The sequence below is a fragment of the Streptomyces sp. NPDC008313 genome, assembly GCF_042956125.1.
Classification (GTDB): Bacteria; Actinomycetota; Actinomycetes; order Streptomycetales; family Streptomycetaceae; genus Streptomyces.
In genome coordinates, this window is record NZ_JBIBFR010000006.1 from 154,176 (window position 1) to 179,684 (window position 25,509).

General features: G+C 72.6%; 26 protein-coding genes. 18 read left to right on the forward strand and 8 right to left on the reverse strand.

Annotated features, from left to right (window positions below; all coding sequences use genetic code 11):
• The first annotated feature begins 284 nt into the window (after window positions 1–284).
• From ACFY93_RS10525 to ACFY93_RS10535, 3 genes are all read left to right on the forward strand, one after another.
• Window positions 285–953 carry a maleylpyruvate isomerase N-terminal domain-containing protein gene (locus ACFY93_RS10525; protein ID WP_391355847.1) on the forward strand — a complete coding sequence of 223 codons (669 nt, stop codon included), beginning with the start codon at window positions 285–287 and terminating at the stop codon, window positions 951–953.
• Window positions 954–1,453: 500 nt separating this feature from the next.
• Window positions 1,454–2,278: a hypothetical protein gene (locus ACFY93_RS10530; protein WP_391355849.1), complete on the forward strand. Its 825-nt coding sequence runs from the start codon at window positions 1,454–1,456 to the stop codon at window positions 2,276–2,278.
• Window positions 2,279–2,424: 146 nt separating this feature from the next.
• The gene (locus ACFY93_RS10535; protein WP_391355852.1) at window positions 2,425–3,243 is read left to right on the forward strand and encodes a CAP domain-containing protein; all 819 of its coding nucleotides are present in this window, start codon (window positions 2,425–2,427) and stop codon (window positions 3,241–3,243) included.
• Between the two features lie 6 nt (window positions 3,244–3,249).
• On the opposite strand, the gene ACFY93_RS10540 is transcribed toward ACFY93_RS10535, so the two are convergent.
• Both ACFY93_RS10540 and ACFY93_RS10545 read right to left on the reverse strand, forming a co-directional pair.
• On the reverse strand, window positions 3,250–4,554 hold the full coding sequence (locus ACFY93_RS10540) for an ATP-binding protein (protein WP_391355854.1): 1,305 nt from the start codon (window positions 4,552–4,554) through the stop codon (window positions 3,250–3,252).
• A complete protein-coding gene (locus ACFY93_RS10545) occupies window positions 4,551–5,240 on the reverse strand; it encodes a response regulator (RefSeq protein ID WP_391355857.1) in 690 nt (229 codons plus the stop codon). Before ACFY93_RS10545 ends, ACFY93_RS10540 begins: the two co-directional genes overlap by 4 nt.
• A 36-nt stretch (window positions 5,241–5,276) precedes the next feature.
• Between ACFY93_RS10545 and ACFY93_RS10550 the strand changes: the two genes are divergently transcribed.
• The gene (locus tag ACFY93_RS10550) at window positions 5,277–5,840 is read left to right on the forward strand and encodes a hypothetical protein (protein WP_391355860.1); all 564 of its coding nucleotides are present in this window, start codon (window positions 5,277–5,279) and stop codon (window positions 5,838–5,840) included.
• A gap of 130 nt (window positions 5,841–5,970) precedes the next feature.
• Entirely contained in the window at window positions 5,971–6,171 is a 201-nt protein-coding gene (locus tag ACFY93_RS10555) for a type II toxin-antitoxin system VapB family antitoxin (RefSeq protein ID WP_391356236.1), read from the forward strand.
• 44 nt (window positions 6,172–6,215) lie between these two features.
• Here the strand turns inward: ACFY93_RS10555 and ACFY93_RS10560 are convergent, their stop codons facing one another.
• Window positions 6,216–6,779: an NAD(P)H-dependent oxidoreductase gene (locus ACFY93_RS10560; protein WP_391355863.1), complete on the reverse strand. Its 564-nt coding sequence runs from the start codon at window positions 6,777–6,779 to the stop codon at window positions 6,216–6,218.
• A gap of 150 nt (window positions 6,780–6,929) precedes the next feature.
• On the opposite strand from ACFY93_RS10560, the gene ACFY93_RS10565 reads away from it, so the two are divergent.
• From ACFY93_RS10565 to ACFY93_RS10575, 3 genes are all read left to right on the forward strand, one after another.
• Window positions 6,930–7,304 carry a VOC family protein gene (locus tag ACFY93_RS10565; RefSeq protein ID WP_391355866.1) on the forward strand — a complete coding sequence of 125 codons (375 nt, stop codon included), beginning with the start codon at window positions 6,930–6,932 and terminating at the stop codon, window positions 7,302–7,304.
• Window positions 7,305–7,395: 91 nt separating this feature from the next.
• Window positions 7,396–7,938: a GNAT family N-acetyltransferase gene (locus ACFY93_RS10570; RefSeq protein WP_391355869.1), complete on the forward strand. Its 543-nt coding sequence runs from the start codon at window positions 7,396–7,398 to the stop codon at window positions 7,936–7,938.
• 69 nt (window positions 7,939–8,007) lie between these two features.
• On the forward strand, window positions 8,008–8,805 hold the full coding sequence (locus ACFY93_RS10575; protein ID WP_391355872.1) for a methyltransferase domain-containing protein: 798 nt from the start codon (window positions 8,008–8,010) through the stop codon (window positions 8,803–8,805).
• A 20-nt stretch (window positions 8,806–8,825) separates the two neighbouring features.
• On the opposite strand, the gene ACFY93_RS10580 is transcribed toward ACFY93_RS10575, so the two are convergent.
• Entirely contained in the window at window positions 8,826–9,812 is a 987-nt protein-coding gene (locus ACFY93_RS10580; RefSeq protein ID WP_391355875.1) for an Ig-like domain-containing protein, read from the reverse strand.
• 168 nt (window positions 9,813–9,980) lie between these two features.
• Here ACFY93_RS10580 and ACFY93_RS10585 point away from each other — a divergent pair, with 168 nt between their 5' ends.
• Complete coding sequence (locus tag ACFY93_RS10585; protein ID WP_391355877.1) at window positions 9,981–10,328, forward strand: VOC family protein; 348 nt, start codon at window positions 9,981–9,983, stop codon at window positions 10,326–10,328.
• Between the two features lie 164 nt (window positions 10,329–10,492).
• The gene (locus ACFY93_RS10590) at window positions 10,493–11,131 is read left to right on the forward strand and encodes a hypothetical protein (protein ID WP_391355880.1); all 639 of its coding nucleotides are present in this window, start codon (window positions 10,493–10,495) and stop codon (window positions 11,129–11,131) included.
• Between the two features lie 74 nt (window positions 11,132–11,205).
• On the opposite strand, the gene ACFY93_RS10595 is transcribed toward ACFY93_RS10590, so the two are convergent.
• The 3 genes from ACFY93_RS10595 to ACFY93_RS10605 are packed head-to-tail and all read right to left on the reverse strand — an operon-like array spanning window position 11,206 to window position 15,958.
• Window positions 11,206–12,582: an MFS transporter gene (locus tag ACFY93_RS10595; protein ID WP_391355882.1), complete on the reverse strand. Its 1,377-nt coding sequence runs from the start codon at window positions 12,580–12,582 to the stop codon at window positions 11,206–11,208.
• The gene (locus ACFY93_RS10600) at window positions 12,579–14,588 is read right to left on the reverse strand and encodes a PEP/pyruvate-binding domain-containing protein (protein ID WP_391355884.1); all 2,010 of its coding nucleotides are present in this window, start codon (window positions 14,586–14,588) and stop codon (window positions 12,579–12,581) included. Before ACFY93_RS10600 ends, ACFY93_RS10595 begins: the two co-directional genes overlap by 4 nt.
• Window positions 14,585–15,958 carry an ATP-grasp domain-containing protein gene (locus tag ACFY93_RS10605; RefSeq protein ID WP_391355886.1) on the reverse strand — a complete coding sequence of 458 codons (1,374 nt, stop codon included), beginning with the start codon at window positions 15,956–15,958 and terminating at the stop codon, window positions 14,585–14,587. The genes ACFY93_RS10600 and ACFY93_RS10605 overlap by 4 nt, the downstream gene beginning before the upstream one ends.
• A gap of 536 nt (window positions 15,959–16,494) precedes the next feature.
• On the opposite strand from ACFY93_RS10605, the gene ACFY93_RS10610 reads away from it, so the two are divergent.
• The 5 genes from ACFY93_RS10610 (at window position 16,495) to ACFY93_RS10630 (ending at window position 21,368) form a co-directional block, all read left to right on the forward strand.
• Window positions 16,495–17,754, forward strand: a complete 1,260-nt coding sequence (locus ACFY93_RS10610) for a PAS domain S-box protein (protein ID WP_391355888.1) — start codon at window positions 16,495–16,497, stop codon at window positions 17,752–17,754.
• A 222-nt stretch (window positions 17,755–17,976) separates the two neighbouring features.
• Window positions 17,977–18,690, forward strand: coding sequence for a VanZ family protein (locus ACFY93_RS10615; protein ID WP_391355889.1), 714 nt, complete (start codon window positions 17,977–17,979; stop codon window positions 18,688–18,690).
• A gap of 67 nt (window positions 18,691–18,757) precedes the next feature.
• Window positions 18,758–19,453, forward strand: a complete 696-nt coding sequence (locus ACFY93_RS10620; protein WP_391355891.1) for a response regulator — start codon at window positions 18,758–18,760, stop codon at window positions 19,451–19,453.
• A complete protein-coding gene (locus ACFY93_RS10625; RefSeq protein ID WP_391355893.1) occupies window positions 19,446–20,570 on the forward strand; it encodes an ATP-binding protein in 1,125 nt (374 codons plus the stop codon). Before ACFY93_RS10620 ends, ACFY93_RS10625 begins: the two co-directional genes overlap by 8 nt.
• 213 nt (window positions 20,571–20,783) lie before the next feature.
• Window positions 20,784–21,368 (forward strand): hypothetical protein, encoded by a 585-nt coding sequence (locus tag ACFY93_RS10630; RefSeq protein WP_391355896.1) that lies wholly within the window; start codon window positions 20,784–20,786, stop codon window positions 21,366–21,368.
• Between the two features lie 65 nt (window positions 21,369–21,433).
• Here ACFY93_RS10630 and ACFY93_RS10635 read toward each other — a convergent pair whose 3' ends face one another.
• Window positions 21,434–22,351, reverse strand: a complete 918-nt coding sequence (locus tag ACFY93_RS10635; protein ID WP_391355899.1) for a zinc-binding dehydrogenase — start codon at window positions 22,349–22,351, stop codon at window positions 21,434–21,436.
• 183 nt (window positions 22,352–22,534) lie between these two features.
• Here ACFY93_RS10635 and ACFY93_RS10640 point away from each other — a divergent pair, with 183 nt between their 5' ends.
• The 3 genes from ACFY93_RS10640 (at window position 22,535) to ACFY93_RS10650 (ending at window position 25,462) form a co-directional block, all read left to right on the forward strand.
• Window positions 22,535–23,143, forward strand: a complete 609-nt coding sequence (locus ACFY93_RS10640) for a helix-turn-helix domain-containing protein (protein WP_391355902.1) — start codon at window positions 22,535–22,537, stop codon at window positions 23,141–23,143.
• A gap of 114 nt (window positions 23,144–23,257) precedes the next feature.
• On the forward strand, window positions 23,258–24,109 hold the full coding sequence (locus ACFY93_RS10645) for a methyltransferase (protein ID WP_391355904.1): 852 nt from the start codon (window positions 23,258–23,260) through the stop codon (window positions 24,107–24,109).
• 66 nt (window positions 24,110–24,175) lie between these two features.
• Entirely contained in the window at window positions 24,176–25,462 is a 1,287-nt protein-coding gene (locus ACFY93_RS10650) for an MFS transporter (RefSeq protein ID WP_391355907.1), read from the forward strand.
• Window positions 25,463–25,509 lie beyond the last annotated feature (47 nt).

Consider the following 25,509-nt stretch of genomic DNA (forward strand, 5'->3'; position numbering starts at 1 on the left):
GATCGAGCGTCAGTGCCACGGTGAGGGCCAGTTCGCCTGCGGCATTCTGCAGGGCATCGTCATGCCCTTCCTCACTCTCGCCCTGGCCACCGTCGCGTCTCTCTCGTTCCGGTTCTCGCGGGCGAGCCGCACCCATCTCCGTCTGGCCCGGGAGGCGCCGAGGGACATGGCGCCGACGGCCGGCGGGGTCTTCGGGCGGGTGGTGGGACGGCTGGCGGCATGTCGTGCGGACCGGTCCGCCGGACGCCGGACGGTGCCGGTTCGGATCGCGGTACGGTCCTGCCATGAGCCGATCAGCCGATGCCGGTCACTCCCGGCCACCCGTCACGGCGGACGACCTCGACGGTGCCGTGCAGCGTGCCGTGGAACTGCTTTGTGAGGCGCCCGCGACCGCGTGGGAGGGCAAGGCCGGTTCGCTGGAGTGGGACTGCTGGGAGACCGTCGAGCACCTCAGCGACGATCTCTTCGCCTACGCCGCGCAGTTGGGTCCCAGAACACCGCCCCTGGACGGCGAGGTGCCCTTCCTCTGGGAGAGCAGACGGCCCGGCGGCCCGGCGAACGCCATCCACGCGGACCGCGAGGCGGGACCCGACGGCCTGTTGCAGGTCCTGGAGGCGAGCGGCGCGCTGCTGGTCGCCATGGTGCGCACGACGCCTCCGGAGACCCGCGCCCACCACGGCTTCGGCGCCTCGGACGCCGAGGGCTTCGCCGCCATGGGGATCGTGGAGACCCTGGTGCACACGTACGACCTGGCGCAAGGACTCGGTCTCGTATGGCGGCCGCCCGCCGACCTGTGCTCCCGCGTCCTCGCCCGGCTGTTCCCGGACGCACCGTCGGCCACGGACAGCTGGCCCACGCTCCTGTGGGCCACCGGCCGCGCCGAACTGCCCGGACGTCCGCGCCTCACCACGTGGCGCTGGGACGGCAGACCCCGGGCGGACGACGGTACGTGAGCCGCTGTCCCGATCCACCGGCCTTCAGCCATGAGACGTCCTGACCGCACGACCGAGGCCCCCACCGAGCCCTGCCACCGCCACCCGGTGACCGGTCGGGTCCGAGAACACATCGTCAGGATCGGCGGGAGGCGACTGCAGCTCCTCGTACGGGACACCGCCGCCGATCCGCACAGGGCCGTGGCGGCGGTGCCCGGCCGGCCCAGGACATGCGCAGCGGTGCCTTCGACCGCTTCCGCGGACTGCCGGTCCGGCGCGGCGCCTTCGTGCTCGGCGGCAGGCTCAGCGACGCCGCCCGCTACCTGACACCGGCGGCGCCGGCTCTCCCGTCGACGCGCGCCGCGGACGTGGGAGACGGATCCGGCGGCCGGGGCGGGGCGGGCCCGACGGGGCGCGGTGGCTCCGCCAACCGGACCAGGCTCTGGGGGCGGCCCGGCATGGCAGCAGGCCGACGGTGCGACGCGCCTGGATGCTGGTGGCCGATCAGGCAGGAGTCGACCGTGGACGAGACCAGCCCCCGAGAGGCCCGGAGCGCGGCGTCCACCAGCGCGGGCCGTGATGCCGCGGGTCAGGCGGGGGTCATCGGCATCGGTCTCGCCGCCGTACTGACGTTCGCGCTCACGCAGGGTTCGTGGCAGTGGTTCGCGACCTACATCGGCGTGACGCTTCTTGCGGTGATCTTCTCCTTCTACCGTCTGCCGCCCTGGACGCCCGGCCTCCGAACCGCCTACATGGCGAATCTGACGGCCTACTCACTGGTCGTCGGCCTGTGCACCGCGATCGCACTGGCCCCCATGCTGCAACGATGGGCCTGGTTGTTTCCAATGCCGGGCGCCCGTGACCGCTGCCCCGCGCTGGGTGCCTACGAGAGCATCCGGACGGAGGCGGCGCTGGCGGGCCTGGCCGGTCGCGACCGCGCCGCCCTGGTCCGCGCACAGGACGTCCAGAGCCATGACGCCGTCGCCGATTGCCTGTCCTCCACCACCACCCTGTGGTTGCCGGTCTACGCGGCCGGTGCCGCGGTACTGGTGGCGCTGGGCGCGTGGTCCATCGATCGTGCCCGGTCGGGGAACGAGCCCGCCGAGGACTCCCACGACGGTACGCAGGCCTCCTGGACCGCGCCCTCGGCCTCGGCCTCGGCCAGCGAGCCGAGCAACCGGTGGGCGGCATCCAGCAGTTGGCGCCGCTCGCCGGCTATGGCATCGGGGCTGGTCCCAGCCGTCCCCATGGTCCCGGCCGCCTCCCCGCCCTACCTTTCGCGGGCCCGCGTCGTCGGGCCGGTGGTTTCCTCAACGGACTTTGGCGGCTCTTTTAAGGTTTTCTGAAGATGACCTTCGAAGGGCCGTTTCCGCGCGCCCCGGTCCTACGCTCTCGGCATCCCCCCACAGTCCCGGTGGGCGCGGCCCGCGTACGCCGCGGTCGCGTCCGCCGGGTCACACACCGCCGACCGACAGACCGAGGTGTCCTCCGTATGGGTTCCCACCGAGCCGCCCGCCCGTCCCGCTCCCACGCCCGCCGCGACAGCGGTTCCCGGGTACGGCGCACCGCGCTGGTGCTCGGTGTCGCGACCGTGACGGCGGGAGTGGGGATCACGCTGGTGTTCGCCGGGGGAGAGGACGGGGGCTCCGCGGACCGGGTCGCCACCAGCGCCGCCGACGAGGCGTCCGGCATCGAGGAGGCGGGCGGTGCGGCGCCGGACACCTCGCCGTCGGTGAGCGCGAGCGCCTCCCCCCACGCGAAGCCGAAGCGGACGGCGCGTACGGCCGGCCCGTCGAAGACGGCGGCGCCCGGCTCCGAGCCGTCCGCGAAGACGGCGAGGAGGGTCGGCGGCGACCGGACGGGCGACGGCGGCACGGGAACGGGCGCCGCGACGGCTCCGAAGCCGCAGTCGGACAGCGGCGGGGCGAACGGGATCGAAGGCCAGGTCATCGCCCTGGTCAACAAGGAACGGGCCGCCGCCGGCTGTTCACCGGTCACGGCGAACGACCGGCTGACCCGCGCCGCCGACGGCTACAGCGACGTCATGGCCGGCAGCGGAGTGATGTCCCACACGGGTCCAGACGGCTCCACGATGACGACCCGGGTCGAGGCCGCCGGATACGCGTGGTCCACGCTCGGCGAGAACATCGCCCGGGGGCAGGGCGACGCCGCCTCGGTGATGGACTCCTGGATGAACAGCCCCGGCCACCGGGCGAACATCCTCAACTGCTCCTTCACGGAGCTGGGCGTCGGCGTGCACTTCGGCGACGGCGGCCCCTGGTGGACGCAGGACTTCGGCGCGGGCCGCTGAGGCCCCTCAGCGTCCCCCGCCGGCGAGGGCGAACGACACCCGCACCCGCGCCCCGCCCAACGGCGCGCGGCTGATCGTCAGTTCACCCTCCGCCGCGCGGGCCGCCCGGGCCACGATGTCCAGGCCGAGGCCCGTGGAACCACCGACGCTGACGCCCCGGGTGAGGGCCGCCTCGGGATCCGCGACGCCCGGCCCGGCGTCGTCGACGGTGAGCAGCACGTGCCCGTCCTTCCGTTCCACGCGGACGGCGAAGCCGGTGCCGTGCGGGGTGTGCCGGAAGACGTTGCCGATCAGGGCGTCCACGACGGCCGCGAGGTCGTCCTCGGAGAAGGCGACGGGAGTGGGGCGCGGGGAGAGGGAACGCTCGTAGGGCCGGTCCTGCTGAGTGGCGAGTACCGACCAGAACTCCAGGCGCATGGCGACCACCTCGGCCGCGTCACACGGTTTCGCGGTGCCCGCACCGCCGGGCTGCGCGGCGGCCAGCGGGGTGCGTGCCGCCGCGATGATCGAGTCGAGTTCGCTCTCGAGCTGGCCGGCCGCCTCGGTGACCCGCCGGGCGCTCGGGGTCGCGCCCATCCGGTCCGCCTCCAGATAGAGAGCGGTCAGCGGTGTACGCAGCCGGTGGGAGAGGTCGGCGACGAGTTCGCGCTCGACGGCGAGGAGGTCCACGACCCGGTCGGCCATGGTGTTGAACGCCGCCCCCGCCTCCTGCAGTTCGGGTGGACCGGCGGGCTCCACCCGTACGTCGAGGTCGCCGGAGCCGAGGGCGAGCGAGGCCCGCTCGAGGCTGCGGGAGGAGCGGACGACGCGGGCGCCGAGCCGGTCGGCGACCAGCACCGAGCCACCCACCAGGCCCAGCGCGAGCAGCGCCATGACACCCCACGACGTGGCCACACCCCGGGAGAGGTCCGCGGCGGGCACGTAGGCCTCGACGACGGCGACCCGGTCGCCGCGCAGGACGACGGGCTGGAGGTAGACCCAGCCGTCGGCGGTGTCCACGGCGAGCGTCTCCCGGCCCCGTACGGCCCGGTCGAGAGCGTCATGGGGGGCGTGCGGCGACCCGACGAAGCCGCCGTCGGGCAGCCGTACGACGAGCTGGTCCGAGGAGCCGAGTTCGGTGACGGCCTGCTGCACGTCGGCGCGCCGGGTGGTGAGGGCGAGCACCGGGGAGAGGGCGGCGGCCCGCTGCTCGGCGGTGGTGGTGGCCCGGTCCCGGGCCTCCTCGCGGACGAGGAGGGCGAGCGGGATGAGGAAGGACAGGGCGACCATCGAGGTGACGGCCAGGGCTATGCCGGCGAGCGCACGTCTCATGGCGAGCTGACCAGCTTGATGCCGATGCCGCGCACGGTGTGCAGATAGCGGGGCGTACGCGCCTTCTCGCCCATTTTGCGGCGGAGCGCGGAGAGGTGGACGTCCACCGTCTGGTCCTCCAGATACGGCTGCTGCCACACCTCGGTGAGTATCCGCTGCCGCGAGATGACCTGGTCGGCGTTGGCGGCCAGGTAGGCGAGCAGGTCGAACTCGCGCCGGGTGAGCGGCAGTTCTCGCCCGTCGAGATGCGCGGTGCGGGCGGTGGGGTCGATGTGCAGGTCGGCGACCCGAAGGGCCGGCCGGCGTGCGTCCCGCACGTCGGCGGGCACGGAACGGCGCAGCACGGCGGCGAGACGGGCCGCGAGCTGCCCCCCGGAGAACGGCTTGACCATGTAGTCGTCGGCGCCCGCGTTGAGCAGCCGGATGATCTCGGTGTCGTCGTCGCGGGCGGTGGCGACCAGCACCGGGACGCGGGAGACGCCCCGGATCATCCGGAGCACGTCCAGACCGTCGAGATCCGGCAGCCCGAGGTCGAGCACCACGATGTCCGGAGGGCTCTGGGTGACCTCGCGCAACGCCTCGAAGCCCTGGTGAGCGGTCTTCACCGCGTAGCCGTGCCCGGACAGGACCTCGATCAGCGCGGCCCGGATCACAGGGTCGTCCTCGACGACAAGTACGGAGGCCATGGGCAGGCACGTTAGCCGGTCCGTCACTATGGTGTCGTGTCCCGCCTCCTGCGCTACCTGCTCATCTGGCTGTCGTGCACCGCCGCCAGTGTCACGGCCGTCATCATCACGATCCATTTCGTGGTGGGTTCGACACGGCCGACCGCGCCGGTCGCGCAGTCGGTGCCGAAGGAGTTCCCCGCGTCGCCGCGGCCCGCGCCCTCGCCGAGCGAGAAGCCCTCTCCGAGCCCGTCGCGCAGCGCCGCGAAGCCCAGCCCGACGCCCTCCCGGACGAGCGGGGGGACACACAGGCCCAGTCACGCGCAGACGGCCGACCCGACGCCCCGGCAGTCGCGGGCGGGCGCGGGCTCCCCGGGATGCGAGGAGGACGGCTCCGGCGTGTACACGGTGCCGTCCGAGGGCGGCAAGGCGACGGTGCGGTTCGGCAGCGGCGGCGTGTGCCTCGTCTCGGCGGTGCCCGGGCAGGGATTCACGGTGAGTACGGAGCAGACCGCGCCGCAGACGCTGACGGTGACGTTCTCGGGCAGCCGCCACCGGTCGGAGATCACGGCGACCACACAGCCGCGCAGCCAGGTCGGCGTCCGCGAGGTCTCGTTCTGACACGGCGACCGGTGCCCGGACAGGAGCCGGGCGCCTCAGCCGGCGGACGGGCGGACCGGAGCGCGCGAAGACCGGTCGGTGGCCGCGAGCACAGGCTAGGGTGCGCATGCGACGCGATGAGGGGGACACCGTGGCCAAGGTCAATATCGGTCTCGACGCCGAACTCGTGGTGGAAGTGATGGTCCTGGCCGGGATCGGCTCGGCGCAGGACGCGATCGAGGCGGTCGTACGGGACTACATCGCCCGTGGCCACCGCACCGAGGCGCGCACCGAACTCAAGGACCAGGGCCTGCGCGAAGTCGACGCCAGGCCGCAGGAGCCTCAGGGCTGAGCGGGCCCGCCGGCCCGCCCGTCCACCGGTCCTGCCCCGCACCGCTAGACCAGGTCGCCCTCGGACGCCCGCCGGTGGGACTCCGCGAGCAGTTTCAGCACGCCGCCGAGCCGCTCACGCACTCCTGCGTCGGTGATGATCCCGTCCGCCCCCACCATCCGGCGGTCCACCGGGACCCTCACACAGGCCGGCTCCACGATGTGGGCGCCCGTGTAGCCGAGCACCGTCCGCAGGGTCGCCTCCGCGCCCTGGCCGCGGCCGGGGGCGGCCGCGTTGACCCAGGCCACGGGCTTGTCGCAGATCTCGGTGCCGCCGACCGTCCAGTCCAGCAGGTTCTTGAACGACCCCGGCAGGGTGCCGGCGTACTCGGGGGTGCAGATGAGCACCGCCGCCGCCTCGCCGATCGCCGCGCGCAGCGCGTCCACCGGGGCGGGCAGCGGGGCGGCGTCGTCATCGGGGTTGAAGTGCGGCAGCGCCGCCAGCCCGGCATAGAGGACGGTGCGCACCTGCGCGGAGGCCACGGCCTGCGCGGTGCGCAGGACGGACTCGTTGGAGGAACCGCTCCGCAGGCTCCCGGACAGCAGCAGAATCACGGGTGGCGTAGACACCCGCTCAACCTACCGGTACGCCCACGCCTCCTTCGGGTGGAGTCCGGCGGCAGGCCGGCGTAGCGCCGCGCATGGCCGTCGGGGTGGCGGGTACCTCCCCTCCCGTACACGGGCGTCGCGTGAGCGGCCGACCAACGAGAGGTGTCGCAAGTGATTCGGAAACTGCAGGCGGTCGCGCTGGACTGCGCCGATCCGGTGCGGCTCGCGGAGTTCTACGCGGAGCTGCTCGGCGGCCAGGTGGTCGCGGACCCCGAGGACACCGACTGGATCGAGGTGCGGGGATTCGAAGGGACGCCGCTGGCCTGTCAGCGGGTGGACGGCTACCGGCCGCCCGAATGGCCGAGCCAGGAGCGCCCGCAGCAGCTCCACCTGGACTTCGACGTGGACGACCTCGAAGGAGAGGAAAAGCGGGCACTCGCCCTCGGGGCGACCGTGCTGGAGCGGACGGACCAGCTTCGCCCGGACGCCAACTGGCGGGTCTACGCCGACCCGGCCGGCCACCCGTTCTGTCTGTGCCTCCACTGAGGCCGTAGGGACCGCGGGACCGCGGCGTACCCGACCGGGCCGGCCCTCAATTCGGTTGCCGCGGGCCGGCCCGGTCGGATAGGAAGCCTGCATGCTGAAGGGCGACAAGGTCGGGCTGAGGGCTCGCCACGAGACGGACATCCCGATCCTGCGGACCGAGCTCTACGACGACGTGGTCAACGCCTCGCGGGCCGAGGCAGGGCCGTGGCGGCCGACCACGCCCGGCTCGAAGGACCCCCGGCTCGTGGTGGACGACAAGGAACAGGGGAGCGTGCCGTTCTCCGTGGTGGAGCTGGACGCCGGCACGCTGGTCGGCACCGCGACGCTGTGGGGCATCGACACCCACAACCGGTCCGCCCACATCGGGCTGGGGCTGCTCCCCGCCTCCCGCGGCAAGGGCTACGGCACCGACGTGGTCGCGGTGCTGTGCCACTACGGCTTCATCGTGCGCGGCCTGCAGCGGCTGCAGATCGAGACGCTGGCGGACAACGCCGCGATGCTGCGCTCCGCCGAACGCAACGGCTTCGTCCGCGAGGGCGTGCTGCGTTCGTCGGCCTGGGTGATGGGTGAGTTCCTGGACGAGGTGCTGCTCGGCCTCCTCGCCCAGGACTGGAAGCCGGACCCGAAGGCCTAGGATCCTGGAAGTTGTTGCCCGGGACACCTGTGAGGCTCCCGGAGGGACCCGGATCGGGGGAGGCGGACTGTGAGCGGCGAGTTCGACGCGCACGAGCGGCGTATGTGGACAGGGGCGGCCCAGGCATACGCGGGGAGCTTCGCCGCCCTGTGCGGAGCGACGGCCGGGGCACTGCTGGACGCGGCCGAGGTCGGCGCCGGTCCACGGGTCCTGGACGTGGGCACCGGGCCGGGCACCGTGGCGGCGGCGGCGCTGGCCCGGGGCGCCGAGGTCGTGGCAGTGGACGCGGAGCCGGGCATGGTGGCGCTGGCGGCCGCGAACGCTCCCGGGGCGGATGTGCGGCACGCCGTGCTTCCCGAGCTGCCGTTCTCCGACGGCTCGTTCGACGCCGTGGTGGCCAACTTCGTGCTCAACCACGTCGAGGACCCGTGGGCCGCCCTGACCGAGGTGCGCCGCGTGGTCCGTCCGGGCGGCCGGCTCGCGGTCACGGTCTGGGACGACGCCGGCAACAAGGCGATGTCCCTGTTCGACGAGGCGCTGGACGAGGCCGGTGTGGTACGCCCGGTGTATCCGGCGCCGTTGCCCTTCCCCCGGTCCGCCGAGGGCCTGTGTGGTCTGCTGGAGCAGACGGGGTGGGCCGGGGTGGCCGGCGGTGAGATTGCCTGGACGCATCGGGCGGACCCGGAGGTCTGGTGGTCCGGGCCCGCCGGAGGAGTGGCCGGCATCGGTCAGGTGGTGACCGGGCAGACACCGGAGATGTCCGCCCGGATCAAGGCCGCCTACGACCGGCTGGTGGCCGAGCGCGTGGCGGAGGACGGCCTGATCGACCTTCCCGCCGTGGCAGTGCTGGCCTCGGGCCGGTGCTGACGGTTACCTCCTGGCCTTCTTCACAGCCGCCCGGTCGTCCGCTCCCCGGACGCGCTGCCCGCGAGCCACTGGTCCCAGCTCAGGTTGAAGGCGGCGTAGCCGTTGTCGGCCGCGGCCTTCGCACGGGGCGATCCCGTGATGGTGACCGGGTCGCCCTGCTTGACCTGACCGTAGAACCACTTGGCGTCCGACATGGACAGGTGGACACAGCCGTGCGAACCGCGGGCGCTGCCGCTGCCCGGGTTGGGGTCACCGGTCGAGTAGTGCACGTACGTGCCGGACTGGGTGAGGTGCACGTCCCAGGGCAGGGTGAGGTCGTAGTAGTTGGGGCTGCCCTTGTCGCAGCTGATGCCGACGCTGCAGGAGGTCATGTGCACCTTCTCCTGCTTGTCGATGACGGCCATCGTGCCGTTCCACGTCGGGTACTGGGCGCTGCCCGCGTTGATCGACAGGGTGCGGGTCGTCTTGCCGTTCCGGGTCACCTTCATCGTGTGGCCGGTCACGGAGACGTCGGCGCGGACGTCGTCGCCGATCGTGAAGGTGTGCGTGTAGCCGTGCACGCCGTAGCGGCCGTGTCCGTTGCCGACGTCCTTCATGTCGGCGTTGATCTTGACCTTCGTGCCGGAGGGCCAGTACGTCTTCGGCCGCCAGTCGGCGCGCCGGTCGCCCATCCAGTGCCAGGCGCCGGTCACCGGCTGGGAGGTGCCCACCTTCAGGTGCTTCTCGACCGTGGCCCGCGCCTTGGCCGCCACCGGGTTCGTGAAGACCACCGAGATGGGCATGGCCACGCCGACCGTGGTCCCGGACTGCGGCGTTATCGTGTCGAGCAGCATGGGCGGGCCCTTGGGCTTCGCCGGCGACGGGGAGGCGCTCGCGCTCTCCTTCTTCGACGCCTTCGGTTGGTCCCCGCCCGCCTTGTCACCGCCGCCCCCGCCGCAGGCGCTCACGCCCACCAGCAGCGTCACCGTGCCAAGTACGATCCCTATGCCGCGCCTGCGCCGTCCCACGACCTGCCCCGCTCTCTCGCTCCCCGGCCCCGACGGACCCGACCTCTTGTCAGACGGCGACAGCCGGGGCGCAGTTGTGTGGTTCACAGATTTGTCGTTGTCCACGGTACGTCGGGTCCGGATTCCGTCCGTGTGGTGCCCGTCGTCCTCGCGTGTTCGGAGTCGTCGATGACTGTGCGTCGTGTCGTACCCAACATCCGCTCGGAGGCCGTGCGGGAGAGCCGGGAGTTCTACGGCCTGCTCGGCTTCGAGGAGGTGATGAACCACGGCTGGATCATGACACTCGCCTCCCCGGCCGTCCCGGCGGCGCAGATCAGCGTCACGACCGGGGACAGGACCGCGCCTGTCGACGCCGACATGAGCATCGAGGTGGACGACGTGGACGCGGCCTATGCGGTCATGCGGGAGAGCGGTGCGGAGATCGTCCACCCCCTGCAGGACGAGGAATGGGGCGTGCGGCGGTTCTTCGTCCGTGACCCCGGCGGACGGGTGGTCAACGTGCTGGGGCACCGCTGACGGCCCCGGCCGCGACCCGGCGGACGGGCCCCGGGACCCGGGCGGCCCACCCGGTCGCCGTCCGGGCGGGGGCGGACGCCCTCCTGGGGCCCGAGTGCCGGGCGTTGTTCGGGGGTAGAGCGCGGTAGACCAGTGGAACAGGACGTGAGAAGGGCGATGACGCCGTGAACAGATCTGTTGCCGAGGGACCGGTCCGTGCGGGCCTTGCGCTGGGCCTGGCCCTCGCGTCGACCCTGCTCTGCGCCGCGTCCGGCACGGCTGCTCCCGCGGAGGCGGGCGGAGGCGCACCGGTCGCCTCCGCCGCCCCAGCGAGAGGCGAACGCGCCTGTCCCGTCGTGTACTTCGACCTGGGCGAGACGCTCGTGCACACCGCCGACGACGGCGGCACCGACTACCGGCGCGGCGCGGCCACCTATCTGCGCGCCCTGCGCGAACGCCACATCCGGGTCGGTCTGATCACCAACGTTCCGTCCTCCTGGGGTGCGACCGACGCCGAGCGTGCCGCCCGGCTGAAGAAGGAGGTCGACGCCGAGTGGCGAGGTCCGGTCCCCTTCGCCTGGAAGGACTTCGGGGACCGGATCCGCACGCCGCGCACCGAGGCCGAACGCAAGCCGGCCCCGGTTCTGTGGGAACGCGCGAAGGCCGATTCGGGCCGCTGCCGCGTCGTCTACCAGGCGGAGACGGCCGAGGAGGTCGCCGTCGCCGCCACGCTGGGCTTCGTGCCGTACCAGATCGGCCGTCCCCACCGGCCCGCGTACCTGCCGGCCGGGCTGGTCGGACTGCTCGGCCGTCGGCACCTCTGACCGGTCCCGGCGTCCGCCGGGCCCGCTGCCGTACGCGTCGGGGCACGCCGGGCGTACGGCGCCCGGTCAGCCGGTCAGCCGGTCAGCCGGTCGGCGGCCTCGGGGTCGACCGCGCCCGCGTCCCCGGCCCGGGGAACCCCGGCGTTCGCGCGGGATGCCTCCGGGCTCGCCGCCTTCCTCGTCCCGTCCCTCTCCCGAGCGACCGCACCGCTGCGCAGGAGCAGTTGGAAGCCCCCCAGCAGCACCGCTGTCGCGAGCGCGCTGTGCCACAGCAGGGCGTCCAGATGCCCGGCCGAGAGGTACGCGCCCGCCGCGATCGCGGCCAGCGCGCAGGCGGCGCGGTCCACGATGCTCTCGACCGACAGCAGCGTGGCCCGCGGGGCGTCTGCCGGCACCGCGTCGTTCACCAGCTTGCGCTGGACGGGGAACGCGAAGCCGGTCGCCGCGGCGAACAGACAGAGCAGCGTGACGACGGCCCACGGTCCGCCGAACGTCATGGCCGCAAGGGTGCCCGCGAGCGCGAGGCTGAGGACCGACACCCAGGCGACCGGTGGCAGCCGGCGGCTCAGCCACTGCGGGCGGGCCGAGGCCACCGCCTCCGCCACCGTCATCGCGGCCAGTACCCCGCCGTGCGAGGACTCGGCGATGCCGTGGTCCAGCAGGATCGGCTGGAAGAGGTTGACCTGGCAGATCCGGGACAGCGTGAAGACCGCCACACCCTGCACCATCACCAGGGCCAGCCACCGCGAGGAGGCGACGCAGCGCAGTGCGGAGCCCGCGTCCCGCAGGAACGCGCCGCCCCTGCGCCCGCCGTCCCCCTTGCCCGTGCCGTCGCCGGCCCCCGCGACCCGGGGCAGCAGCACGGCGCAGGCCAGGGACCCTGCCGCGCTCGCCGCGCTGAGCACGTACGGGGCCGCGTGGACGACGGCCATCAACGGTCCCACCAGGGGCCAGCACACGACCTTCGCCGCGAGCCCCATGGCACGCGCGGTGCCCTCCGCCCTCAGGTAGTGCTCGTCGCACTTCTCGGCCCGCAGCCCGTCGTACAGGTAGGCGCTCGCCGCCCCTGAGGTGAGCGAACGGCCCGCGGCGATGGCCAGGAAGTGGACGAGGAAGCCGGTGTACGAGGCGCTGACCACCGGGGCCAGGTTCGCCGCCGTCATGACCACCGCTCCGGCCCGCAGGCAGTTGCGGGTGCCGATCCGGTCGGCGATCAGCCCGGTGGGGATCTCGAACAGGCAGAAGGCCACGTAGTAGATGCTCTGGATGCCGAAGATCTGTCCGTCCGAGAGCCCGGCCGTCTTCTGGTAGGCGTAGAACACCGGCATCCACCACAGCAGGTTGAACAGCAGCTGGAAGCCGTAGTTGAGCCGGATGATGCGGCGTGCGGTGTCCGTCAGGCCGGTGCCCCTCCGTTTGCCGGGGCGCGGCCCGCGAGGACGCGGCCTCACAGCGCGTACGGGCGGATCTGGACCAGCCGGAAGTCGCCCCGCTCGGTCATGAGCCACTCGATGTCCAGTGGCCGGTCCACGTCGGCCGCGCTGAAGTGGGACTGCAGGAGCCGGCCGGTCAGGGAAAGGTCGGCGAGCCGGGAGCGGGTGGCGGCGGACAGCCCGTCGCCCCAGGAGCCCAGGGCGACGGTACGGCCGCCGCCCTCCACGGTGTTGTAGAGGTATTGCTGGGGGAGGACCGAACCGTCCACCACCTGCTCGGGGGAGCCGGGGGAGCAGTTGAGGTAGACGTTGCGGAAGTCCTCCCGGCGGGTCGGGTCGCAGGTCACCAGGACGCCGCCGAGACTGGCGGGCACGTACTCCTGGATGATGACGCCCATGTAGGTGTCGTCGAGGGAGATGCCGACCTGGTGGCGCAGCCGCACGCTGCGGGGGGACACCAGGGAGGCCCACACCTGGCGTACGGCGTCCAGGAGTTCGCCGGTGCCGTGGACGGTGGTGACGGAGTCGTAGACGCCCGCCGCGGAGAACCCGGGGAGGTCCTCGGCGTTGGACGAGGAGCGCACCACCAGGCGCCCGCGCGCAGGCGCGGAGGCGGGAAAGGCCTGGTCGATCTGCCGGGTGACCGAATCCGGGACGGGCGTGTGCCTGATCAGGTGCTGGAGTTGCAGGCAGAGCGAGTCCAGGACGTCGGTGGCGTCGAGTTCGAGGGCCATCTTGAGCTTGCCGATGCCCTGCTGGAGAGCGGGGGAGGAGGCGAGGAAGCGCTGCTGGAGCGCGAAGGGGAGAGCGACGCCTTCCGGGGCGCCGACCGCGGCGGCCACGAACTCGGCTGCTTTGGCGCGGAGTTCGCCGACGGAGGGCGAGGTCAGGCCGAGGCGGGCCGCGAGGTGCCCGTAGAGGTCGTCGCGTGGCGGGCGGGGCCGCCCATAGAAGACGGTCAGGTCGGCCGTGCGGCTGTCCAGCACGTGGTGCAGCTCGCCGAGGTTGGCCGCCTTGGTGCCGTAGCGGTCGCGGTCGGCGCCGCGGAGCCGGTGCAGGGACAGCACGGGGGCGTCTTCCAGCAGGGGCGGCTCCAGGCGTATGCGCTGCTGGTGCCAGGCCGGGGCCCGCAGGTCGGGTTCGTGGTCCAGTCGCTCCAGTGAGATCCGGTCCTCGCCGACCAGGTAGCGGACCCATGCGCCGTCCAGGCCGTCCTTCTCGACGAGCTGCTCCAGGTCGCGCACGATCGCGTTGGGGATGCCCCAGCCGGAGGCGAGGACGTTGGTGTGCGAGAGCGGCGTGATCGGCGCGGTGTTGAGGAATCCGGCGACCCGGGGCACGTCGTCGGGCAGGCAGGGCATGGCCACGATGTCCGCCCAGCCGAGTCCGGCCTCCTCCGCCGCGTACTCCTCGTGCGTACGGAAGTACCGCAGCCGCCCCGTGGCCTCACCCGGGTTCAGCGGGGTGCGGGTCCTGGAGCCGAAGAGCTCGTGGCTCAGGATGCGCGGCACGCGCAGTTCGCTGATCGTCGACAGCTCCTCCTCCTGGCCGTGGTTGGCGGGCTTGAGCAGCAGCGGCAGACTGCCGTCGACCCGCGCCCGGACGAACTCGTAGAAGTACGTCAGGAGTTCGCCGTGCATGGTGTCGGCCTCGGTCGTCTCCAGGACGAGGAAGGTGCGTTCGCGGCCGTCGGTGTCCTCGCCGGTGTGCAGGGACAGCACGCCCAGCAGGAAGCGGCGTTCCGGGTCCATGTAGACGGAGGCGTTGAACGTGTCCAGTTCCGCGTCGAGCGCGGTGAGGTCCATGCCCAGGACGCGGGTGGCGACGTAGTCGACGTGGAAGGGGTGAGCGCCGGTGTCGAGCAGGTGCCAGGTGTTCTCGGCACGGTCGACGACGACCTTGAGATAGGGGTGACCGGCCAGGACACCGGAGAGCGTCCGGAAGAGCGGCAGGGAGAGGTTCTCTCCGACGACCGTGCGGTCGGTGGCCGGTTCGGCGGCGGCGGTGAGGCGGGCGGCGGTCATGCCGGGACCTCCTCGGGCCGCGCGGCGGGCAGTACCCGGGGCAGGGCGTCCACCAGCGTCTCGAAGTCGTGGAGCACCGTCCCGGGGTCGGTGGCGGACAGCAGGCACAGGGCCGCCATGGTGTTGGCGCCCGCGGCCGGGTCGTAGACCGGCACGACGCTGCCGTCGGCGAGTGAGCTCTCCGCCACCACCGACAGCTCGCTGCCCCGGCTCAGGGGCACGTCCGCCGAGACCACGGGGAAGTCCCAGACCCTGCGGTCCCGCCAGGCCTCGCCGCGGCCGTCGACCGCGAGGACGACCAGGGAGCCTGCCGCGCCCCGCGCCTGCGCCGGCGTGAGGGCCTGTTCGGGCCACGGGACCGGGCGCCCCAGGAGGTGGTCGACGAGCATGCCGACGAGGTCGAGCGCGAAGACCTCCTCGACCTGCGGCACCGTCATGGCGCCGCCGAACCGGGCGGCCGTCTCGATCAGCCACATGCTGCCGTCCGGACCGAGCTTGATCTCGGTGTGCGTCCCGCAGTCCCGCAGCCCGAGGGCGTCCACGGCACGGCGGGCGAGGTCCACCACACGGTCCTGGGCGTCCTGGGGCAGCAGGGCCGGGGTGATGCCGGCGCGCTCGGTGAACGGCTCGACCGTGGGCATCCGCCCGCTGAGGCAGACGGGGTGGAAGACACCGTCCGCCACGACACCCTCGACGCTCAGGTAGTCGCCCCAGCCGCGCTCGTCGAACCAGTCCGACGCCGTGCCCGTCACGATCTCCTCGACCACGAAGTCCGCGTCGGCCTCGGCGACATGAAGCTCCGCGTACCCCAGCTGCGCCGACTCGGCCATGACGTCACGGGAGCGGGCCCAGGCGGCGGACGCCTCGTGCGGGGAACGGATGATCTGGTGAGCGGTGGACCCCGCGCTCCACGCCGCCTTGAGGAGCAGCGGGCAGGACAGCGCGTTCACCGCCGCGTGCAGGTCCGCCTCAGTGGTGACGGGACGGAACGCGGGCTGGGGCAGGCCGTACCGCTGCCAGGTGTCGCGCATCAGGCGCTTGTCGCGGGCGAGCGTGGCGGCACTGCCCGGCCCCCGGAGACCGAGCGCCTCGCAGGCCGCGGCGACGGCCACGACCGCGTACTCGGAGAAGGTGAGCACCGCGTCCGCGCCCACGGCCTCGGCCCGCGCGACGATCAGGGCCACCAGGTCGGAGCGCGGCGCGTCGGCAGGCGTCACGACCGAGGCGCACAGCTTCCGGGCGGAGCCCGCCACGGCGGGAGGGAGTTCGCTGAGAGCCAGCAGGTGCACATCCGCCTTCGCGGCCGTCCGGGACAGGACGTGGCCGAGCGGCGGACCGCCCTTGGCATGCACTAACAGCACCGTGCTCACTGACGTTCGCCTCCATTGGTCGGGTCGGTACGGATCGTCGTCCGCGCCGGTGATGCGTGATGGCCCCGGAGGCCATCGCTCGGGGGAACCGTGCCGGGGCGTGTTCACCCGCACACTCAAGGAGAGCAGGCGGCGACCGCCCTCGATGCCGCGGCGGCCGCCCGCGGTTCAGGCAAATGCCTGAGTAGCCGACCTTTTTGCCACAGACAGACCGTGTTGTGCCATGAAGGGACGGTGTTTGTGCCGTGAACAGGCCGTGTTGTGCCACTGGCGGACCACGTCGTGCCGCCGACGCGCGGCGTTCGTGTCGCAGGCCGGGCGGGTGCATGGGCTGCGGACCGCGCCGGGAATCCGTGACAACGTCGCGGCCGCGCGAGGGACTTGTGGCCGGCTGGTTCCCGGCGGGAGCGGAACCGGCTGAATATCAGGTGCTTGATCCGGCACTTCGGCCGGTGTCGGGCATGTGCCGGACCGGGACGGGATACCCCACACAATGTGACTGTTTGTCAGTTACGCTTCTACGGACGGAAACCATCGTGGTCGATCCCAGCCTCCCCGCACTGCTCGAGCACCTCCCCGTGTTCTGGTGGGAAGTGGACGAGCCGTGGCAGGTGCTGGGGCGGGGCGGCGGCGACCTCACCGGGACGGGCGCCGGGCAGCGCCTCCCGGAACAGACACGTCAGGAACCCCCCGCTCCCGGCCACCGGCCGCCACGGATCGACGGCAGCACGGTCGACGCCGGACGCCTGCGTCACGAACACCGCGCCCGAAGCCGTACGCGCGGCCCCGCGACGGAGGCCGGCACCCACGCCGAGGCCTTCGCGGACCTCGTGGACCTCGCCCCCGCCGCCGCCTTCATCCGGGACCGCCAGGGCCGCTACCTGTGGGCCAACCACGCCTACGCGCACCTCTACGGGACCGTCCCGCGGCAACTCGTCGGAAAGTACATCGAGGACTTCGACACCCCTGCCGAAGCGGAACGGTTCCGCGCCCTCGACCAGCAGATACTCGCCCGGGGCACACCGGTGCGCCACACCCTGGGCTACCGGCGCCCGGACGGCAGCACGGGCAGCGCGGTGGGCCACCGCTTCCCCGTACGGGAGGACGCCCGCACCTGTGTCGCCGGGATCTACGTGGACGTCACCGACCACCTGCACGCCACCGAGCAGCGGCTGGAGGCCGAGGACAGGCTGCGGGCGCTGCGTGACCACAGCGGACTGGCCTGCGCCCTGCTGTCGGCGAACGGGCGCGTGATCGAGGCGAGCGCGGCGGCCGCCGAACTCCTCCACCTCGGCCTGCCCGACCTGGTCGGCCGCCGCGCGCACACCCTCCTCGCGCCCGCACCGGACCTGGACCTGCTGCACCGCCGGTGGGGCAGCCTGATAGCCCGCCGCACCAGACGCGTCGAGACGTCCGCCGTGTTCGTCGACGCCGAGGGATCACTGCGCCGCGCCCGACTCCACCTGACGACGGTCGGCCATTCCCGCACCCGGGCCCGGCACGTCTGGGCCGTGGTCACGCAGCACAGCGTCGCCTACGAGGCTCTGCCACCACTGACCGCCGCGCAGATCCGCATCCTGTCCCTGCTGGCGGCGGGAAGCAGCAACGGCGACATCGCCTCCTCGCTCCAACTGTCCCGGCAGACGGTGGACTACCACCTCAGCCGCCTGCGACACCTGCTGGGCGCCGCGACGCGCCCCGCCCTCGTCGCCCGCGCCTATGTCCTCGGCATCCTCGCGCCCCATGCGTGGCCTCCGCGCTCCGCCCTGGAGACCCATCCGCTGAGGACCGCCTGACAGTCCCGGCCCGAAGCGTCCTCCGCGCGGCACAGGCATTCCTGGCCGACGCCCGCCGTCCTGTCGCGGACCAGGCACCGTGCGCCGCTGGTTCGCGGGCAGACACCGGGGGCGGGCCGCATGCGCGGGCGGCCGGAGCCTGACCGCCTGCGAGCCCGTGTATCGCGGGCGTATCGAAAACCGGATACGCCACCGCAACGGCCCGCCGTATGCAATGGGAACATGAAGGAGACGAACCACAACACGCCCCTGGCGGCTCGGCCCCGCCGCAAGCGCCGCATAGTGCGTCTCTGCCTGGCGGTCCCCGTCCTCGCCTACGCCGTGTTCGTCGTGCGGCGGCCGCTGATGATGTCCGCTCCGATGTGCATGACCGGGCAGTGGCAGGGCTGCCTCGGTACGTTCAACGGCGTGGTGCTCATGACGCTGATCACGCTGCCGTTGGCCGCGCTGACGGTGTGCGCCCTGGCGTACCGCAGGCGTGCCGCGGGCGCCGCCCGGGCGTGGCGGACGTCGCTGGCCGAGGTGGGCCTGGTCCACGGGACGGTGCCGTTCCTCTGGCTGACCCTGATGCCGGGCGGCGCCGCCGGTACCGCCCCCGCCCGGGTGAGCCTCGTACCGCTGCGGGACCTGGTCACCATGGGGGCGCTCGGGATCGTGGGCAACCTGCTGGTGTTCGCGGCGCTGGGGTTCTTCGCCCCGATGAGGTTCGCGGCGGTGGCCTCCGTGCCGCGGGTCCTGGCGCTCGGGGCGGGCTGCTCGGTCCTGGTGGAGACCGCGCAGTACGTCCTGCGGCTGGACCGGGTGTCCTCCGTGGACGACGTACTGGTCAACGCCTCCGGTGCCGTACTGGCCGCGCTGGCGTCGCGCCGCCGGTGGCGGACCGCGGCGCGGGAGCCGTCGGACCAGCGCCGCCCCGTGCCGGCACCGGCAGGCTGAGCCGCGTGTCCCGTCCGCGGCGCTCTCCGCACATGTCGGGGACACCTCGGTTGCTTAGGCTGCAGCCATGCGTGTACTGATCGTGGAGGACGAGCCGTACCTGGCGGAAGCCGTCCGTGACGGTCTCCGTCTGGAGGCGATCGCTGCCGACATCGCAGGTGACGGCGACTGCGCGCTCCGGCTGCTGAGCGTCAACTCCTACGACCTCGCCGTCCTCGACCGTGACATCCCGGGCCCCTCCGGGGACGAGGTCGCCCGGCGCATCGTCGCCTCCGGCAGCGGCATCCCGATCCTCATGCTCACCGCCGCCGACCGGATCGACGACAAGGCGTCCGGGTTCGGACTCGGGGCCGACGACTACCTCACCAAACCGTTCGAACTGCGTGAACTGGTCCTGAGGCTGCGGGCGCTCGACCGCAGGCGGGCGTACGCCCGGCCCCCGGTCCGCGAGATCGCGGGCCTGCGCCTCGACCCCTTCCGCCGGGAGGTCTTCCGCGACGGGTGCTACGTCGCGCTCACCCGCAAGCAGTTCGCCGTCCTCGAAGTCCTCGTGGCCGCCGAAGGCGGGGTCGTCGGCAGCGAGGAACTGCTGGAACGGGCCTGGGACGAGAACGCCGATCCCTTCACCAACGCCGTCCGCATCACCGTCTCCGCCCTGCGCAAACGGCTCGGTGAACCACGGATCATCGTCACGGTGCCGGGCGTGGGCTACCGCATCGACACCGGCCCCGGCAGCACTCGTCCCGGCGGCACACATGGCTAGACGCCCGGGCCTCAGCGTCCGGCTCAAGCTCACCCTCAGCTACGCCGGGTTCCTCGCCGTCGCCGGAGCTCTCCTGCTGTCCGTGGTGTGGGTGTTCCTGCTGCGCTACGTACCGGACAATTCCCAGGGCCTCCTCGGCATCTCGCCCAACCGCTACCTCCTCGTCCACACCTTCGCCCCCGCCGCGGCCGCGGCGATGGCCTTCCTGCTCGTGTTCGGCCTCGTCGGGGGATGGATCCTCGCCGGCCGGATGCTCGCACCACTCACCCCGATCACTGCCGCGGTGCGGATGGCCGGGAGCGGATCGCTGTCCCACCGGATCCGCCTGGAGGGCCGCCAGGACGAATTCCGTGAACTCGCCGACGCGTTCGACACCATGCTCGGACAACTCGAGTCGCACGTCGCCGAACAGCGGAGGTTCGCCGCGAACGCCTCCCACGAACTGCGCACGCCGCTGGCGATCTCGCAGGCGCTGCTCGACGTCGCCCGCGGGGACCCCGCGCGAGACCGGGGCGAACTGTTCGACCGCCTGCGGAGCGTGAACGCCCGCGCGATCGGCCTCACCGAGGCACTGCTCCTGCTGAGTCGCAGCGACCGCGGGAACTTCACCCGCGACAGCGTCGACCTGTCCCTCGTCGCCGAGGAGGCGGCCGAGACCCTGCTCCCTCTCGCCGAACAGCGCGGGATCACGCTCGACGTCACCGGCGAGGCGACATGGACCAGCGGCTCCGGGGAACTCCTGCTGCGGATGGTGACGAACCTCGTCCAGAACGCCGTCGTCCACAACCTCCCCACCGGCGGCACCGTGACGGTCCACACCGGGGTACAGGGCGGCGCGAGCGTCGTACGGGTCGAGAACACGGGTCATCCGCTCCCACCGGAACTGGTGCCCACACTCATCGAACCGTTCCAGCGCGGCACGCGGCGCGTACGCGCCGACGAGCACGCCGGCGTCGGTCTCGGCCTGGCCATCGTCCACGGGATCGTCCGCGCCCACGACGGAACCCTCGACCTCGCCCCCCGCCCCACCGGCGGCCTCCGCGTCACGGTCCGGCTTCCCGGCAGGCCGTGGACACCGTCCCGGCGCGGGGCAGCCCGTCGCGACGTGCCGCCGTAGCGAGGTGAGCCGGGATCAGGTCAGCCTCCGGAGACGTGATCGGAGGCCGGGGGAGGAGGGGCGGCGTCGGACGGCGATGCGCCTGACGGGCGTGGAGCCGCCGACGGCGTCCGTGGTTCGTTCGAGTAGGGTCTTTTCGATCATGCTACCGACAAGTGAACGGACATCATGCACCTCAAGCGCGCCCTCGTGATGGGTGCCACACTCGTAGCCTTGACGGTCTCGGCGGGATGTGACGACAACGACGACTCCGCCGGTCATGGCGGCAGTTCCGCGTCGAGGGCCGACGGCCCGGCTTCGCCCGCCCCGGCCGGCGAGGCCGGATCGGGCGCCGGTACGACCGAGCAGGGCTTCGGTGGCGACCTGCCCGAGGCGTCGGACATGGACGCCCTCGCCCGCAACGTCGACCTCTTCACCTCCTGCAAGGACGTGCAGCCGGGATCCGAGTACGACGCCTCGCACGACGATTCGGCCGCCGCCTGGGGCGCGCGTGAAGTGGCGGACCCGTCATGGGGAATCAAGGAACGCGCCGTCTGCAACGACTCGCGACACCCCATTGCGCTGCTCCTGATCTCGGACATGCGGAAGTTCCAGACCGCGGCCAAGAAGAGCGGCGACCTCTTCGCCGTCGGCAAGAACTACGCGGTCGTGCCCGTCGGCGACGACCAGATCGAGGCGCTGTCCCCTTCCGGGCTCGCCCTGCTGACCTGCGACCCCGACTTCTCGCCGCCGAGCGGTCACCGGACGGAGGACGCGCTCGTCGAGGGCTGCGTCCTGAGCGATTACTTCCCCACCTGATCGGTCCGGCGGCCCCTGCCCGGTGTGCGGCCGGGCAGGAGCCGAGGCGGCGTGGCGGTGCGGGGCTATGGACGGAGCACGATCTTGCCGTGGGTGTGTCCCTGTTCCAGTTCGCGGAAGGCGTCTCGCACCCGCTCCAGCGGATAGGTGCGGGCGATCGGCACCTCCAGCTCCCCGCGTGCGGCGAGGCGGGCGAGCTCGCCGACGACGACCGCGCACGCCGCCGCGCCCTCTCCGTAGGTCCGCGCTCCGACCCTGGCCGCGGCCTGCCAGTCGCGGATCGTGTTGATCCGCTCGGGCCGTACCCCCAGCTGAACCGCCAGGTCCACGTAACCGTCGCCGAACGTGTCGATGAACGCGTCGACTTCGCCGCCGGAGACCTGCCGGATCCGCTCGGCCACGCCCTGCCCGTACGCGACCGGGACGACACCGCGGTCTTTCAGCCAGACATGGTTGCGTTCGCTCGCCAGCCCGATCACCAGGGCGCCGCGCCGCCGTGCGAGCTGCACGGCAAGGGATCCGACGCCGCCCGCCGCGCCGGACACCACGACCGTTTCGCCGGGCACCGGGTCCACCGCGAACACCGTGGCGTACGCGGTCGTCCCGGCCACGTACAACGAGCCGGCCACGTCCCAGGACAGCCCCCGGGGAAGCGCGGCCAGCGCCACGTCGTCGACCACGACGAACTCCGCGTGGCTCGCCCTGCCGTGCGTGAAGCCCAGTACCTCGTCACCCACCGCGAAGCCGCGCGCCCGCGGCCCGGTCTCCACCACCACGCCCGCCAGATCGCTGCCCTGCCCGGAGGGGAACGTCGCCGGCCAGCGGTCGTGCCGCTCGCCCTCGCGGATCATCACCTCACCGGGCTGGATCCCGGCCGCGCGGACCTCGACCAGTACCTGTCCGGGGCCGGGCACCGGGCGTTCCACCTCCTCGACCCGCAGCACATCGATCCCGCCGTACTCGTGCAACCGCACTGCCCTCACGGAGTGATCACCGCATCTCGTCGTTCGGACAAGCCTCGGACTGCCACGCATCGGTTCCCGCACACCGGCCGCGCCACCGCCCTCAACCGCGCGGGGTACGCCCCTTCTTCCCGTGCAACCCACCCGGGCGCGCCCCCACGGCGCCGAGCCAGCCCACTGCAGCAGAGGCATACAATATTGCCCATGACGCAAGACGACGGCGATCTGGACAGCCTCGTACGCAAACGGATCCGCGCTCTGCGGGTGGCGCAGGGCTGGTCGCTCGAGGAGCTGGCCGGCCGTGCGAATCTCAGCCAGTCCTCACTGAGCCGCATCGAGAACGGCCGGCGCCGCCTCGCGCTGGATCAGCTGGTCATCCTCGCCCGCGCTCTGGACACGACCCTGGACCAGCTCGTGGAGACCGCGTCGGACGACGTCGTCACCAGCCCGATGATCGACAGCGCGCACGGACTCATGCGCTGGCCCGTCAGGAGCGACCCCGGGATGAGTGTCGTACGGCAGAGGATGACCGAGCCACCGCCGGACAATTCCGCCCGGATGCGCGCGCACCCCGGGCGCGAATGGCTCGTCGTCCTGTCCGGCACCGCCGTCCTCATGCTGGGTCACCGCCGCTTCCGCGTCGAGACCAACCAGGCCGCCGAGTTCCCCACCATGCTGCCGCACGCCATCGGCGCGGAGGGAGGACCGTGCGAGATCCTCGGCATCTTCGACCGGGACGCCCGCCGCGGTCACCAGCGCGACAGCGGCGGCCGGCGCGCCGACGGCATCGATGCGGGCGGTCCGGACACATGATCGGCGTAGGCCCGCCGGGGGGCGTCTTGCGTGTCCGGCACGGCGCGCGGCCACCTTCTTGCGTGAACCGGGAGGGCACGTGCCCACCGCGCATGACCGTCCTACGGTGACGGAATGAACCACGCACACGTGCACGGCCCCCACCAGCGGACCGACGCCGACGCTCAGGCGGAGATCCTCGACCTCGACGCGGACGTACTGGCCGAACACATCGCCGACATCACCCGATGGCTGCCCGTCGGGACATCCCCACACGAGATCGTCGACCTCGGCTGCGGTACCGGCACGGGCACCTTCGCACTGCTCGACCGGTTTCCCACGGCACGGATCACGGCGGCCGACGCCTCCCCGGGTCACCTTCAGCGTCTGCGGGACAAGAGCCGCGCCCTGGGCGTGGACGATCGCGTACGCACGGTGCCGGCGGATCTCGACGAAGCCGACTGGCCCGACCTCGGCAGCCCGGACCTGGTGTGGGCGTCCGCCTCGATGCACCACATGGCCCGGCCCGAGCAGGCGCTGCGCCACGTGTACGATCTGCTCGCCCCCGGCGGACTCTTCGCCGTGGTGGAGCTGGCGGGATTCCCGCGTTTCCTGCCGGAGGACGCACCGCGGGACCGGCCCGGCCTAGAGGAGCGATGCCATGCCGCGAGCCGCCGGTTCCACGCCGAGCACGTCCCGCACCGCGGCGCCGACTGGGGGCCGATGCTGACCTCCGCCGGATTCGCCCTCGAGGACAAGCGCACCGTCACCGTGCACATCGAGGGCTCCGGCAGCCCGGCGATCGGTGCCTACGCGCTCGGCACTCTGCAACGCCTGCGCCAGACCGCGGTGGACACCCTGCCGGCCGAGGACGTCGCCGCCCTCGACCGGCTGCTCGACACCGACAGCCCGCACGGCGTCCTGCGCCGCGACGACCTCACCGTGCGCACCGAACGCACCGTCTGGGCCGCACGCCGCAGGAACTGACCCGGCCACCCGATCCCCTCGTACCCAAGTGGCCCGCGCCGCCCGGAATCTCTAGGGTGCGTGGTCGTGACAGCCTCCTTGGACCGTGTGCCGCTGTGGCGGGACCGGCAGTTCGTTCTGCTCTTCTCCGCCCGGGTGATCTCCGTACTGGGCAACGGATTCGCGCGAGTGGCGCTGGCGTTCGCCGTACTCGCGCTTCCCGGAGCCGGTCCGGGGAGGCTCTCGCTGGTGCTGGCCTGCCAGGCGGCGCCGCAGCTGCTGTTCATCCTGGTCGGTGGTGTCATCGCGGACCGGATGTCCCGGTCGAAGCTGATGGCTGTGGCCGATGTGCTGGGGGCCGGGGCGTACGCGGGGCTGGCCGCCATGGTCCTGACAGGCCATGCTCCGCTGCCGGCGATGTGTCTGCTGGCGGTGACGGCCGGCACGGCGACGGCCATGTTCGCTCCGGCGATGGACGGTCTGGTGCCGCTCATCGTGCCCTCCGGACAGCTGCAGCGGGCCAACGGGCTGATGCGGGTGGGCATCAACAGCTCCCTGCTGCTCGGACTGGCGTCATCCGGGGTGACGGTGGCGCTGGTGGGGGCCGGCTGGGCGCTCGCGCTCAACGCCGCGTCCTTCGTGGTCAGCGCGGCGCTGACGGTCCGGCTGCGGGTGGTCTCGCGGCCGCGTGAGAAGGCGTCGGGCTGGGCCGACCTGCGGGAAGGCTGGCGGGAGTTCAGCTCGCGGCAGTGGCTGTGGGTGGTGGTCGCGCAGTACGCGGTCGTGGTCGCCGTCCTCAATGCCAACGTCGGCGTACTGGGCCCGCTGACGGCCGAGCAGCACCTGGGAGGAGCGCGGGCCTGGTCGGTCATCGTGGCCGCGCAGGCCGTGGGTACGATCGCCGGCGCGGGCCTCGCCGCGCGCGTGCGGGTGAGACGTCCCATCCTGGTGGCCGTGCTGTGCACGTTTCCGGCCGCCCTGCCACTCGCTCTGCTCAGTGCCTCGGCGCCGGTGTGGCTGATCGCCGCGGCCATGTTCGGCGCGGGGGTCGCGAGCGATGTCTTCGGCGTGCTGTGGACCACCACCATGCAGCGGGAGGTGCCGGAGGAAGCCCTCTCCCGCGTCAGCTCCTACGACTGGTTCGGCTCCCTCGCCTTGGCGCCGCTGGGCCTGCTGGCCGCCGGACCCGTCGCCGGCGCCGTGGGCACCGGTACCGCCCTCGCCGGCTGTGCGGCCCTGCTCGTCCTGGCCACCACGGCCGCCCTGCTCTCACCGCAGGTGCGCGGCCTGAGCCACGGCGCCGAGGCCCCCAGCGGCACGGCATCCCCGGCGAAGGCCGCGGAGTACCAGGCCGACGAAGCACCGGCCGGGTGAGGCGCCGGGCCCGCCCGCGAGGACGGCGGGGGCGGCGCCGCGGTTGC